This is a genomic window from Faecalibacterium sp. PGM34, assembly GCF_054456555.1.
This window is the reverse complement of sequence record NZ_CM136898.1, coordinates 1,472,674-1,485,084: the sequence shown is the minus strand read 5'-3', so window position 1 is coordinate 1,485,084 and position 12,411 is coordinate 1,472,674. Positions and strand designations below refer to the sequence as shown.

Here is a 12,411-nt window from a genome sequence, read left to right as displayed (position 1 = left end):
TTATTGTTACCCTTCCTTTTGAAATTGTAATATTTCTTAAAAAGGAACTTACTATAATCTTTGTTTCGCAGTTATTATTCAGTTTTCAAGGTACGTCTTGGTGATGTCCCTCAAAGCCCGGTCTCCCGGAACTTTGATTTTCATCACATGGTGGGCCAAAATGGACTCGAACCATCGACCTCACGATTATCAGTCGTGTGCTCTAGCCAGCTGAGCTATTGGCCCATGTGGTGGAGATTAAGGGAATCGAACCCTTGACCCCCTGCTTGCAAAGCAGGTGCTCTCCCAGCTGAGCTAAACCCCCACATAAGGTTTTGAGTAACCCCTTTTCAGGGCCCTCAAAATTGAACAATATCTACTTGAACTTTTACTTGTCACCTGTTCCAATGACCGATCATCTTCGATGCTCTGTCATTGCCTGACTCCTTAGAAAGGAGGTGATCCAGCCGCAGGTTCTCCTACGGCTACCTTGTTACGACTTCACCCCAATCACCAGTTTTACCTTCGGCGGCGTCCTCCTTGCGGTTAGACTACCGACTTCGGGTCCCCCCGGCTCTCATGGTGTGACGGGCGGTGTGTACAAGGCCCGGGAACGTATTCACCGCAGCATGCTGATCTGCGATTACTAGCAATTCCGACTTCGTGCAGGCGAGTTGCAGCCTGCAGTCCGAACTGGGACGTTGTTTCTGAGTTTTGCTCCACCTCGCGGTCTTGCTTCTCTTTGTTTAACGCCATTGTAGTACGTGTGTAGCCCAAGTCATAAAGGGCATGATGATTTGACGTCATCCCCACCTTCCTCCGTTTTGTCAACGGCAGTCTGGCCAGAGTCCTCTTGCGTAGTAACTGACCATAAGGGTTGCGCTCGTTGCGGGACTTAACCCAACATCTCACGACACGAGCTGACGACAACCATGCACCACCTGTCTCTGCGTCCCGAAGGAAACACATATTTCTATGTGCGTCGCAGGATGTCAAGACTTGGTAAGGTTCTTCGCGTTGCGTCGAATTAAACCACATACTCCACTGCTTGTGCGGGCCCCCGTCAATTCCTTTGAGTTTCAACCTTGCGGTCGTACTCCCCAGGTGGATTACTTATTGTGTTAACTGCGGCACTGAAGGGGTCAATCCTCCAACACCTAGTAATCATCGTTTACAGTGTGGACTACCAGGGTATCTAATCCTGTTTGCTACCCACACTTTCGAGCCTCAGCGTCAGTTGGTGCCCAGTAGGCCGCCTTCGCCACTGGTGTTCCTCCCGATATCTACGCATTCCACCGCTACACCGGGAATTCCGCCTACCTCTGCACTACTCAAGAAAAACAGTTTTGAAAGCAGTTCATGGGTTGAGCCCATGGATTTCACTTCCAACTTGCCTTCCCGCCTGCGCTCCCTTTACACCCAGTAATTCCGGACAACGCTTGTGACCTACGTTTTACCGCGGCTGCTGGCACGTAGTTAGCCGTCACTTCCTTGTTGAGTACCGTCATTATCTTCCTCAACAACAGGAGTTTACAATCCGAAGACCTTCTTCCTCCACGCGGCGTCGCTGCATCAGGGTTTCCCCCATTGTGCAATATTCCCCACTGCTGCCTCCCGTAGGAGTCTGGGCCGTGTCTCAGTCCCAATGTGGCCGTTCAACCTCTCAGTCCGGCTACCGATCGTCGCCTTGGTGGGCCGTTACCTCACCAACTAGCTAATCGGACGCGAGGCCATCTCAAAGCGGATTGCTCCTTTTCCCTCTGCTCGATGCCGAGCTGTGGGCTTATGCGGTATTAGCAGTCGTTTCCAACTGTTGTCCCCCTCTTTGAGGCAGGTTCCTCACGCGTTACTCACCCGTTCGCCACTCGCTCGAGAAAGCAAGCTCTCTCTCGCTCGTTCGACTTGCATGTGTTAGGCGCGCCGCCAGCGTTCGTCCTGAGCCAGGATCAAACTCTTTATAAATGATATTTATCACTTAAAAGTGTTAAATCTTATTCGCTCAGCACGCAATCGCTTGCGTCCTGTGTGAATTACTTTTGTTTGGAATTGTTTTAAGTGTTTTTCCAACACGAAAATAGGTTCCGTTACAAGTTCTTTCGATATTGTTCAATTTTCAAGGTCCTGTGCGCCTCAGCCTTGCGGCTGACAGCTTATTCATTTTATCACTTTCGTAATAAGTTGTCAAGCACTTTTTTGAAAGATTTTTGAGATTCATTTTTGATTCTGTCGAATTTTTCTATTTGACGTCCATTTTGAAGTGTTTCATTCTGTCGGACGTCCGCCTGACAGTAATGTATTTTAGCACAGCATCCTTCAAAATGCAAGCGCTTTTTTGCATTTTTTACGCTAAAATCATTCTTTTGACTTTTTGCCCAGTTTTTTACATTTTTTATAGACACTTCCTCCCTTATTCCTCCAAAAGCCGGGCACGCAGCCGGATCAGGATCTTACGTTCCCGCCGGGAGATCTGTACCTGAGTCGTGTGCAGTGCTTTTGCCGTCTCGCTCTGGGTGCGGTTGCCATAAAAGCGCAGACGGATCAACTGCTTGTCCTGCTCCGGCAGTGCTTCGATCACCTCAGCCAGACTGATCCGATCTGCCAGCTCCTCCTCCGGGGATTCCACCGGGATCTCTAACTGCCGATCTCCATCCTCGCCGCTCTCCGGGGTCAGGCTCATGGCGGGCTGCGCAGCCTGTATGGCAAGGGCCACATTCTCTATCGGTTCATCCAGCTGCTCTGCCAGCTGCTGTAAGGTAGGCTCTGAGCCGCACAGCTTCATGGTATGCTCCCGTGCCGCCTGCACCCGCATTCCCAGCTCTTTCAGGGAACGGCTCACCTTGACCGTGCCCCCATCCCGGAACAGCTTTTTGATCTCGCCAAGGATCACCGGCACGGCATAGGTGGAAAAACACACGCCCCGGCTCTCGTCAAAATTATCATAGGCTTTGATGAGCCCCACACAGCCTGCGCTGTATAAATCGTCATACTCCATGCCGCGCCCACGGAACCTGCCCGCACAGGCGTGCACCAGCCCCAGATTCTGCGTGATAAATGCTTCCCGCCGGGTCTTATCCGTTACCATATACCGGACCGCCTTTCCTTTTTATGTAGGCTCCCGCCGGGACAGACGCTTGACCAGCAGCACCTTTGTGCCCTTGCCGGGCTTTGAGGTGACTTTTACCCTGTCCATGAAGCTTTGCATCACCGCAAAACCCAGACCGGAGCGTTCTTCCGGGTTTCCGGTGGTGAACAACGGCTGCATTGCCTGCTCCACATTGGGGATGCCGATGCCCTTATCTGTAATGGTGATGTGCACCTCCCGGTCGGGGTAGACCGCAATGGTCATGCACACCTGCCCGATATGCTCCGGGTAGGCGTGAACGATGCAATTGGTCACTGCCTCAGACACTGCCGTTTTCAGGTCGGCCAGCTGCGGCACAGTGGGGTCGTACCGTGCCAGAAACGCCGCCGTAACACCGCGGGCGTAGGCCTCGTTGCTGCTGAGGGAATCGAACTGGATGCGGGTAGTGTTTTCTGCTTTCATTGCGCATTCTCCTTTTCTATGTTCTCCGTACAGGGGATGCCCGCCAGCCGCAGGACTTTTTGCAGCTGTGCGGGGGCGTGCTGCAGCCGCAGGGTCGTGCCCAGAACGCGGGCGCAGCGCTGCCGCCCAAGAATAAGCCCGATGCCGGAGGAATCCATGAATCCCACCCCGCCAAGGTCGATAATCAAGGTGCGGGGGCTGCGGCTGACCAGTGCATCGTCCAGCTGCATCCGCAGGCTCTGGGCGGCATCGTGGTCGATCTCCCCCGCCAGATAGGCGTACAGGGTCTCCCCTGCCGCACTGAAGGTCACCGTTGCCATTGCTTGTCCATCTCCTTTTTTGCAAAATAAAAGATCCCGTACACATAGCTTCAGTGTACGGGATCTTCGGGTTATTTTTTAGAAAAAGCTGTCGGCAGCTTACGCTTTCGCCAGCAGTTCGGCAGCTTCCAGCGCTGCCGCCTCGCTGCCGCAGACCAGCAGACCGCGGCGGGTGTTGGCGTGCGCCAGCTGTACCGCCTCGTCCAGACTGGTGCAGAGATGAGCGTCAAAGTGATATTTTGCCTTCTCGGTCAGACGCCGGGTCAGCTGCTCCTCCACACCGGCGGGTGTGACGAGATACACCTTATCAAAGGGGCTCTCACTCATGCCGGGCATGGTAGATTTATCCTTTTTCTGCTCCTCGGGGCTCAGGCCGGTCTCCAGCGCGGAGAAGAAGGCCTCGGCGCCCTCCTCCTCGGTCAGACCGATGATGGCGCTCATGTGGCGCACCTTGGCCATGTTCAGCACGCGCAGCAGTGCAGCAGCCTGCTGCGGGGTGCGGCAGGCATCCAGAATGACCAGCGGGCGCTGGGAAAGCACCCGGATGCTGCAACGGTTGTCCACGGCAGCAATGCCATCCAGAATGGCTTCATCGGAGATGTCCACCTCCTTGCGGCAGAGCGCCAGTGCCAGCTCCACCGCCATGGCGGCGTTGCCTGCGGCGTGACGTCCCAAAAAGGCCAGCGGCACCGTATAGCCGCCGTAGTCCACCCGGCTGGCAAACTGTTCCGCTTCCAAAAAGGTGATATCCTCCGGGTCGGGCACTACCAGCTCACAGCCGCACTTGCCCGCAGCTACGACCAGCTCGCTGAGCACCGCCTTAGGCTGCTCCGGCGCGGTGACGCAGATGCTGTCCTTGCGCATCACGCCGCCTGCCAGCGCAGCCAGACGCTCCACCGAGCGGCTCACGCCGTCCGGCCCCACCGCTGTGACGGCGCACACCGGCATTTTGGGCAGTGCCGCAGCAAGGCCCGCGTCCGGCAGCTCTACTACCGCCAGCGTGCAGCCAGCTTCCCCAAAGCAGTATGCAGCGGCGGCAAGCTCCGCCGCCTGCATGGGCAGCTCCTCATGGGCGGCAAGGGCATCGGCGGCGCGGCACAGCAGCGCCTCGTCCACCGGCTCGCCTGCCACCCGGATGCGAGCCGCAAGGGGCTCGCACCCGGCATGATAGACACCGGCACGAATGCCCTGCGCGTGCAGGATGGCCGTCAGCAGACGCGCCACCGCCGTTTTACCGGCAGTACCTGCTATGCCCACGAACTGCACCTGCTGCACCGAGGCGGGCAGCAGCGCACCCAGCTGCTCCGGGTCGGCAAAGCCGTCCGGCAGGGCTGCAAAATACTGATTTGCCTGTTGGATGGTCATTCGTGTCTCCTTTTTATGTGATAATACAGCCCCTCGCAGGCCAGCAACAGCACGATGGCAACAAGGATGCCTGCCAGAACACCGGCAGAATCCAGCCACACATCGGTAACCTGACTGCTGCGCCCCTCCGAGAAGAGCTGAATGGTCTCATCGGTCAGCGCCGTCAGCACACCGCCCAACATGGGCACGGTGATATGCCGCAGCGGGTGACGGCTGTACACCCGCATACAGAGCATGAGCAGAAAGCCCTCCAGCGTATACTCGCAAAAGTGTGCCAGCTTGCGCACGATGTGCATGGTCAGATGCTCTGCCAGCCCCGGCTGCCCCAAGCGGCGCAGAATAATGCGCATCCACGCCAGTACCCGACCGCTTGCGCCGGAAGAGACCGTAGCCACCGCCATGGAGTTGGAAAAGATGAACCAAATGCAGGCGATGAGTGCAGCGGTAAAGACCACCCGCCCGGCCATGACCCACAGCGAGGTGCGTTCTTTGTTATTGTATTCCACTATTTTAACCCAGAGCCTTGATGCTCTGCTCAATGTTGGCCAGCTTGTCCTGACTCTTGGCGTACTTATTGCGGATATCCTCCACCAGAGCCGCCGGGGCACGCTCCACGAACTTGGGGTTGTTCAGCTGGTTGCCGAACATGGCCATTTCCTTTTCAGCCTTGGCCTTTTCCTTGTTCAGGCGTGCCAGCTCCTTCTCGCGGTCGATGAGCTCCATCATGGGGATGAAGCCGCGGGCGGCGTGGGTAGACACCTGCACCATGCCGTCGGTGCTGCCCTCGTACTTTTCGGTAAAGGTCACATCGGTGGCAAAGGCGAACTTGGCCAGATAGACCTGTGCGTTCTGGAAGGGGGCAGCATCGGCAGTCTCGATGATCATGCTGGTCTTTTTAGCGGGATGCACGTTCATCTCGGTGCGCATGGTACGCACAGCCTTGATATAATCCATCACCTTTTCAAAGGCTTCTTCCTCGGCTGCCCAGTTGTGAGCAGCGTCAAAGGTGGGCCACGCCTGCGTCATGATAGTCTCGGCAGAGCCGGGCAGAGCCTGATACAGCTCCTCAGTGATGAAGGGCATGAAGGGGTGCAGCAGTTTGAGGGCCTTGTCCAGCACATACACCAGCACGCGGCGGGCGGTATCGGCCTGCTGTGCATCGCCGGAGTTCAGGCGGGGCTTTGCGATCTCGATGAACCAGTCGCAGTAGACGTCCCAGATAAAGCTGTTGATCTTGGCGGCTGCCAGACCCATCTCGTAGTGCTCCAGATTGTCGGTCATAGCACCGGCGACCTGATTCAGCTTGGTCAGCACCCACTTGTCGCTCATGTCCAGCAGCTCCTCGCAGGGCAGACCCGGTTCAAAGTCCTCGGGCAGGTTCATCAGCACAAAGCGGGTAGCGTTCCACAGCTTATTGGCAAAGTTGCGGGCAGCCTCCACCTTCTTTTCGATATAGCGCATATCGTTGCCCGGGGTGGAGCCATCCACCAGCATAAAGCGCAGAGCGTCTGCGCCGTACTGGGCAATGACTTCCAGCGGGTCGATGCCGTTGCCAAGGCTCTTGGACATCTTGCGGCCCTGACTGTCGCGGACGATACCGTGGATGCAGACCGTATCAAAGGGAGCCTTGCCGGTATAAGCCAGACCGGAGAAGATCATGCGGCTGACCCAGAAACCGATGATATCGTAGCCGGTGACCAGCGTGTTGGTGGGGTAGAAATACTTCAGGTCGGCGCTGTCCTCGTTGGGCCAGCCCAGCGTGCTAAAGGGCCACAGGGCAGAGGAGAACCAGGTATCCAGCGTGTCGGGATCCTGCGTCAGCTTTGCGCTGCCGCACTTGGGGCAGGCACAGGGAGCAGACTTTGCCACCACGGTCTCGCCGCAGTCGTCGCAGTACCAAGCCGGGATCTGATGGCCCCACCACAGCTGACGGCTGATGCACCAGTCGCGGGTGTTCTTCATCCAGTTCATATAGTTCTTGGTGAAGCGCTCGGGCACGAACTTGATCTCGCCCTTCTCCACGCTCTCGATGGCGGGCTTTGCCAGCGGCTCCATCTTGACGAACCACTGCTTGGACACCATGGGCTCGATGGTGGAGTGGCAGCGGTAGCAGGTGCCCACCTCGTGCTTGAGGGGCTCGATCTCCTTCAGGAAACCGCCCTCCTTCAGGTCAGCCAGAATGGCCTTGCGGGCTTCCAGCGTGGTCATACCGGCGTACTTGCCGCAGTCCAGTACCTGAGGCTCGTTGACGGTGTTCTTACCGGCGGCAAACAGAGCATCGGCAGCAGCCTTGTCGGCAGCGCCGGTCATGTGGCCGTCGTAGGTAAACACGCGCACGATGGGCAGATCGTGACGCAGACCCACTTCAAAGTCGTTGGGATCGTGGGCGGGGGTGATCTTCACGACACCGGTGCCCTTGGTCATATCGGCGTGCTCATCGCAGACGATGGGGATCTCCTTGTTCAGCAGGGGCAGCACCACATGGCAGCCGTGCAGATGCGCGTAGCGGGGATCCTCGCCGTTGATCGCCACAGCGGTATCACCCAGCATGGTCTCGGGGCGTGTGGTGGCCAGCTCCAGCATCTCGCCGGTCTCCTTGACCGGGTACAGCAGATGCCAGAAGCTGCCGTCCTTCTCCTCGTACTCCACCTCGGCATCAGAGATGGAGGTGTTGCAGTGGGGGCACCAGTTGACCATGCGGTTGCCGCGGTAGATCAGCCCCTTGTCGTACAGGCGCACGAACACTTCCTTGACAGCCTCAGAGCAGCCCTCGTCCATGGTAAAGCGCTCGCGCTCCCAGTCGCAGCTGCTGCCCAGCTTTTTCAGCTGGCTGACGATGCGGTTGCCGTACTTGGTTTTCCATGCCCATGCGCGCTCCAGAAAACCGTCGCGGCCGACCATTTCCTTGGTCAGGCCCTCGGCGCGCATAGCCTCCACCACCTTGGCTTCGGTAGCAATGGAAGCGTGGTCGGTGCCGGGCACCCACAGGGCGGCATAGCCCTGCATCCGCTTGGTGCGGATGAGGATATCCTGCATGGTGTTATCCACCGCATGACCCATGTGCAGCTGACCGGTAACGTTCGGCGGCGGCATGACGATGGTATAAGGTTTCTTGTCCGGATCGGCCTTCGTGTGGAAGTAGCCGCCGTCCAGCCAGAACTGGTAGATACGATCTTCCACCTGACTGGGATCGTACTGCTTTGCAAGCTCTTTCATAGTGTCCTCCCAAAAATTTGATGAAGTGGGACGCAAAAAGCCGCCCCACGGAGCGTTCCATGGGACGGCTGTAAATACATGACCGCGGTACCACCCAAATTGCGCGGAAAGCTCCGCGCCCCTTGATGCCCCTGTAACGTAGGGCAGACCCGAAAGCGGCTTACCGGCTCAGCTCACCGCTTCTGCTCCAAAGTGACAGTGCCCCGCCGGTATCCCGCCGGGTTTTCAGCTGCCCCCGGCTCTCTGTGCGGCTCCAGACGATGCACACTCTTTTTCAACGCATTTATAAAAAGAATATAGCGTTTTTTGTAGGATTTGTCAATCAGTTTTTCAAACCTTTCACCCAACGCACCAGCTTCCACACCATTGCACCCAGATGCGGACAGTAGCTCACCATCAGCGCCTGCAGCTTCTGGCTTTTGTGCTCCAACGGGATCTTCCATGCAGCGCGGCAGTGCGTCTTTGCCAGCTCCAGCAGTGTTTTTTCCTTTTCCGGGTCCCGCTCCGGCTGGTTGACCAGCCGGAAATACACCTCGGCGCAGGACATGATGCAGCGTTGCTCCGTAGTGCTGCGGAAGGGCTCCGGCTGCCCCTTTACCAGCTGCCAGACCCGTTCCCATGCCAGTGCCGCCGTGTAAAAACGCAGGCTCGGCTCCTGCCGCACGGCAGAGCTCGGACGCTCAAGGTAGGCATAGAGCGGGCAGTTCAAAAACGCCATACTGCCCGCCTTGAGAAATTCTGTCACAAAAAACAGGGCATCCTCCCCGTAGAACAGCGCCGGGTCAAAGCGGATATCCTGCAGCAGCTCCCGGTGGGTCAGCATCCGCCAGCAGTGCCCGCCGCTCCATTCCCGCATCCACGAGTAGTTTTCCGCCGTGATCCTCTGCGGTGCCGGACATTCCGTTACCGTCCACAGGGTCTCGTTTTCCTGTATGCTGCGGTAGCGGCACATGGACATCCGGGTACCGCAGCTGCACAAAGCATCGTACAGCCATTCCAGATACTGCGGCAACACAAGATCATCAGAATCCACAAAGCCGATGTACTCGCCCTTTGCCTGCTCCAGCCCAAAATTGCGCGCAGAGGACACCCCTCCGTTTTCCTTACAGAAAATGCGCACCCGGGCATCCTGCGCCGCATAGCGCTGCATGATCTGCCAGCAGCCGTCCGGCGAGCCATCGTTTACAACGATCAGCTCAAAATTCCGGTAGGTCTGCGCCAGCAGGCTGTCCAGACACGCGGGCAGATACTTTTCCGCCTTATAGACCGGTACGATCACCGAGATCAGGGGGATTTTTTCTTTATTCATCCGGCTCTCCTTTTTAAGAAGCTGTACCAATAATCAAAAATGTGGTATAATGTGGCTATGATTATCAAAAACGAAAGAAAGCATTACGCCAGCGATTTGACGGACAGCCAGTGGGCTATGATTGCCCCTCTCTTTCCCCCTGCAGGGCATAAAAGCAAGTGGGAAAAACGGGAACTTGTGGATGCAGTCTTATACCTTGTAGAGAATGGCTGTAAATGGCGTAATCTTCCCCATGACTTTCCGCCGTATACCACGGTGTCCAACTTTTATCATGCAGCTGTCAAAAGCGGGCTATGGGAGAAGCTCCTGGCAGCACTGGTTGCCCAGACAAGGGAACAGGCAGACAAGAAAGCGCAGCCGACTTATGGAATCATTGATTCACAAAGTGTAAAAACAACTGGTCCGGCTCAGGAGCGTGGAATTGACGGTGGAAAAAAACGAAAGGACGAAAAAGACACATTGTAGTTGATACAATGGGCAACCTGCTCGCTGTCGTAGTACATGCTGCCAATATTCATGATACGAAAGCCGGGATTCTTGCTGCAAAACGGGCGGTCGAGAAATATCCCTCCATCCGGCGCTTTTGCGCAGATGCCGGTTACCGCAAGACTTTTGAGAAGGATGTCAAAGAGACTCTGGGGCTGGAGGTTGACATTTCTGCGAGAATTAAGCCCGAGTGGACGATCCTTCCGAAGAGATGGATCGTAGAACGTACCCTGGCATGGATCAACTATTCCAGACGCCTTTCCAAAGACTATGAGATTACAGTTGTATCAGCTCAGGCTATGTGCATGATCGCCGCTCTACGAACTCTTATTGCTCGGTTTTGAACTTATTGGTACGGGTTCTCAGTCCGTCACTTCGGTGCGCAGGCGGGCAATGAGCCGCTCCATCAGCGCTACCCGGTTGAAGGGGGTCATCAGGTAAAAGCCGTCCGCATAGGGCGCAGCCGCCTTAGCTGCCTGCACCGAGACTTCCAAGCCCAGCTCCTCGCCTGCGGCGCGGTCCAGCCCTTCAAACTTCTGGATGATGGCCTCGTCCACATGGATGCCGTTGACCTCGTTTTCCATAAAGATGGCGTTGCGCTGGCTGACCACCGGCAGGATGCCTGCCAGAATCTTTGCCCGCTCGCCCAGCATTTCCCGGGCTTTTTTCAGGTTTTCCACCGCCTGTGCCGACAGCACCGGCTGGGTAAGGAAGCCGCTCATGCCGTTTTCCAGCTTTTCTGCGGCACGTCGCAGCTCTACCTCAAAATTGCGGGCGTTCAGGTTCAGCGCACCGAACACCGTGATGGGTGCGGGCATCTCCCGTCCTTCTCCTGCCAGCGACACGATATACTGCGCCAGCTTGCGGGAGTTGAACTGGTACACATTTTTCACCTCGTCCCGCTCGGCGGTGGGGATGGGGTCGCCGGTAATGGCCAGCACCTCCCGCACGCCCTCGGCGTACAGTCCCAGCAGCAGCGCCTTAGTGGCGTTCAGGTTGCGGTCCCTGCAGGTCATGTGGGGCAGCACGTTCATGCCCAGCTCCCGGTGCACCCGGCAGGCCACCAGCGAGGAATCCATCCGCGCCCGGGCAATGGGGCAGTCCGCAATGGTCAGCAGGTCGGCACCGGCAGCCTGCAGCCGGCGGACACCCTCGAGATACGCAGTCAGGTCAGCATCCTTGGGGGAGTCCAGCTCCACCGCAATGACCCGCTGCCCGGCGCGCAGCTTGCGCAAAAAGGCATCGTCCGTTTCCACCGCAGGCTTTGCCGCAGCTGCGGGCTTTGCCGCCGGGGCGGCGGGCAGTGTTTCCGGCAGAGCATCCAGCGCGGTGCGCAGGGCAGCGATGTGCTGCGGCGTTGTGCCGCAGCAGCCGCCCAGAATGCGCACGCCCTCGGTTGCAAGGCGGCTCAGTTCCCGGGCAAAATATTCCGGCTTGCCCTGATAGCGCACCTGTGCCCGCGCCACCACCGGGTAGCCTGCGTTGGGCATGACCGAAAGCGGCAGCCCTGCATCTCCCAGCTGCTGCACCAGCGCCCGCATCGCGCCCGGGGCAGACACGCAGTTCAGGCCTACGGCATCCACCACGCCGCTCTGCGCCATGCGGCGCACAAGTTCTGCACAATAGCGGCCCTCGCGGGTGTAGCCGTCCGGCAGCACCGCAAAGGATACCAGCACAAAGGCCTCCGGCACAGTCTGCTTCAGCGCACGAATCGCTTCCAGCACACCGTCCTCTGCGCTCAGGGTCTCGAACAGAAAATTCCGTGCGCCCAGCAGCGCAAAGCGGTTTGCCACGGCAAGATACACCTGCGCCGCCGGGAGGTTCTCGGTATCCGGTGCGGGGCCAAGGTCGGCAAACACCGCCGCGCCGGTCTCCCCGGCAGCATTTGCTGCCAGCTGCCAGCCCGCATCTGCCAGCTGCTCCCAGCCCGGCTGCTGCGCCGCCGCCAGACGCGGCAGGCTGAAGGTATTGGTCTTGATGGCGTCCGCTCCGGCAGCAAGATACGCCCGGTGCACTGCCAGAATGCCCTCGGGGTCGGTCAGGTTTGCCTGCTCGCATTCCTGCCCCGGTTTTGCTTTATAATAGGTACCCATGCCGCCATCGAACAGCAGCGGCCGCTGGGCTAACAGTCTGCGCACATCTAACATCGATACTTTCCCTTTCCTATAAAAAGATTTCATTTTTCAGTTTAT

At 57.6% G+C, this 12,411-nt stretch carries 10 protein-coding genes, 2 tRNA genes, 1 rRNA gene and 1 other annotated feature; of the genes, 2 read left to right on the top strand and 11 right to left on the bottom strand.

Annotation, left to right across the window (positions count from 1 at the left end):
• Positions 1–148 precede the first annotated feature (148 nt).
• The 10 genes from ACXPUX_RS06950 to ACXPUX_RS06905 form a co-directional block, all read right to left on the bottom strand.
• A tRNA-Ile gene (locus tag ACXPUX_RS06950) sits at positions 149–225 on the bottom strand.
• 3 nt (positions 226–228) lie between these two features.
• A tRNA-Ala gene (locus ACXPUX_RS06945) sits at positions 229–304 on the bottom strand.
• 126 nt (positions 305–430) lie between these two features.
• Positions 431–1,941: ribosomal RNA gene (locus ACXPUX_RS06940) — 16S ribosomal RNA — on the bottom strand.
• Positions 1,942–2,386: 445 nt separating this feature from the next.
• Positions 2,387–3,061 carry a sigma-70 family RNA polymerase sigma factor gene (locus ACXPUX_RS06935; RefSeq protein WP_458831056.1) on the bottom strand — a complete coding sequence of 225 codons (675 nt, stop codon included), beginning with the start codon at positions 3,059–3,061 and terminating at the stop codon, positions 2,387–2,389.
• A gap of 21 nt (positions 3,062–3,082) precedes the next feature.
• Positions 3,083–3,523 (bottom strand): anti-sigma F factor, encoded by a 441-nt coding sequence (spoIIAB, locus tag ACXPUX_RS06930; RefSeq protein WP_458831054.1) that lies wholly within the window; start codon positions 3,521–3,523, stop codon positions 3,083–3,085.
• Positions 3,520–3,843, bottom strand: a complete 324-nt coding sequence (locus ACXPUX_RS06925; protein ID WP_097778752.1) for an STAS domain-containing protein — start codon at positions 3,841–3,843, stop codon at positions 3,520–3,522. The genes spoIIAB and ACXPUX_RS06925 overlap by 4 nt, the downstream gene beginning before the upstream one ends.
• A gap of 99 nt (positions 3,844–3,942) precedes the next feature.
• Positions 3,943–5,208, bottom strand: coding sequence for a folylpolyglutamate synthase/dihydrofolate synthase family protein (locus ACXPUX_RS06920; RefSeq protein WP_458831052.1), 1,266 nt, complete (start codon positions 5,206–5,208; stop codon positions 3,943–3,945).
• Entirely contained in the window at positions 5,205–5,714 is a 510-nt protein-coding gene (locus tag ACXPUX_RS06915; protein WP_458831050.1) for a VanZ family protein, read from the bottom strand. The genes ACXPUX_RS06920 and ACXPUX_RS06915 overlap by 4 nt, the downstream gene beginning before the upstream one ends.
• A 4-nt stretch (positions 5,715–5,718) precedes the next feature.
• Positions 5,719–8,424, bottom strand: coding sequence for a valine--tRNA ligase (locus tag ACXPUX_RS06910; RefSeq protein ID WP_458831048.1), 2,706 nt, complete (start codon positions 8,422–8,424; stop codon positions 5,719–5,721).
• Positions 8,425–8,481: 57 nt separating this feature from the next.
• Positions 8,482–8,711, bottom strand: a binding site (T-box leader).
• Positions 8,712–8,746: 35 nt separating this feature from the next.
• On the bottom strand, positions 8,747–9,733 hold the full coding sequence (locus ACXPUX_RS06905; protein WP_458831046.1) for a glycosyltransferase family 2 protein: 987 nt from the start codon (positions 9,731–9,733) through the stop codon (positions 8,747–8,749).
• Between the two features lie 57 nt (positions 9,734–9,790).
• Here ACXPUX_RS06905 and ACXPUX_RS06900 point away from each other — a divergent pair, with 57 nt between their 5' ends.
• Positions 9,791–10,198 (top strand): transposase, encoded by a 408-nt coding sequence (locus ACXPUX_RS06900; protein ID WP_437446789.1) that lies wholly within the window; start codon positions 9,791–9,793, stop codon positions 10,196–10,198.
• Between the two features lie 8 nt (positions 10,199–10,206).
• On the top strand, positions 10,207–10,563 hold the full coding sequence (locus tag ACXPUX_RS06895; RefSeq protein WP_458831044.1) for a transposase: 357 nt from the start codon (positions 10,207–10,209) through the stop codon (positions 10,561–10,563).
• 18 nt (positions 10,564–10,581) lie between these two features.
• Here ACXPUX_RS06895 and ACXPUX_RS06890 read toward each other — a convergent pair whose 3' ends face one another.
• Entirely contained in the window at positions 10,582–12,366 is a 1,785-nt protein-coding gene (locus ACXPUX_RS06890) for a bifunctional homocysteine S-methyltransferase/methylenetetrahydrofolate reductase (RefSeq protein WP_458831042.1), read from the bottom strand.
• Positions 12,367–12,411: the final 45 nt, after the last annotated feature.

Excerpts from the sequence above, each read along its gene's own strand:
- ACXPUX_RS06935 (WP_458831056.1), bottom strand. The coding sequence starts at position 3,061 with ATGGTAACGGATAAGACCCGGCGGGAAGCATTTATCACGCAGAATCTG.
- spoIIAB (WP_458831054.1), bottom strand. The coding sequence starts at position 3,523 with ATGAAAGCAGAAAACACTACCCGCATCCAGTTCGATTCCCTCAGCAGC.
- ACXPUX_RS06925 (WP_097778752.1), bottom strand. The coding sequence starts at position 3,843 with ATGGCAACGGTGACCTTCAGTGCGGCAGGGGAGACCCTGTACGCCTAT.
- ACXPUX_RS06920 (WP_458831052.1), bottom strand. The coding sequence starts at position 5,208 with ATGACCATCCAACAGGCAAATCAGTATTTTGCAGCCCTGCCGGACGGC.
- ACXPUX_RS06910 (WP_458831048.1), bottom strand. The coding sequence starts at position 8,424 with ATGAAAGAGCTTGCAAAGCAGTACGATCCCAGTCAGGTGGAAGATCGT.
- ACXPUX_RS06905 (WP_458831046.1), bottom strand. The coding sequence starts at position 9,733 with ATGAATAAAGAAAAAATCCCCCTGATCTCGGTGATCGTACCGGTCTAT.
- ACXPUX_RS06900 (WP_437446789.1), top strand. The coding sequence starts at position 9,791 with ATGATTATCAAAAACGAAAGAAAGCATTACGCCAGCGATTTGACGGAC.
- ACXPUX_RS06895 (WP_458831044.1), top strand. The coding sequence starts at position 10,207 with ATGGGCAACCTGCTCGCTGTCGTAGTACATGCTGCCAATATTCATGAT.
- ACXPUX_RS06890 (WP_458831042.1), bottom strand. The coding sequence starts at position 12,366 with ATGTTAGATGTGCGCAGACTGTTAGCCCAGCGGCCGCTGCTGTTCGAT.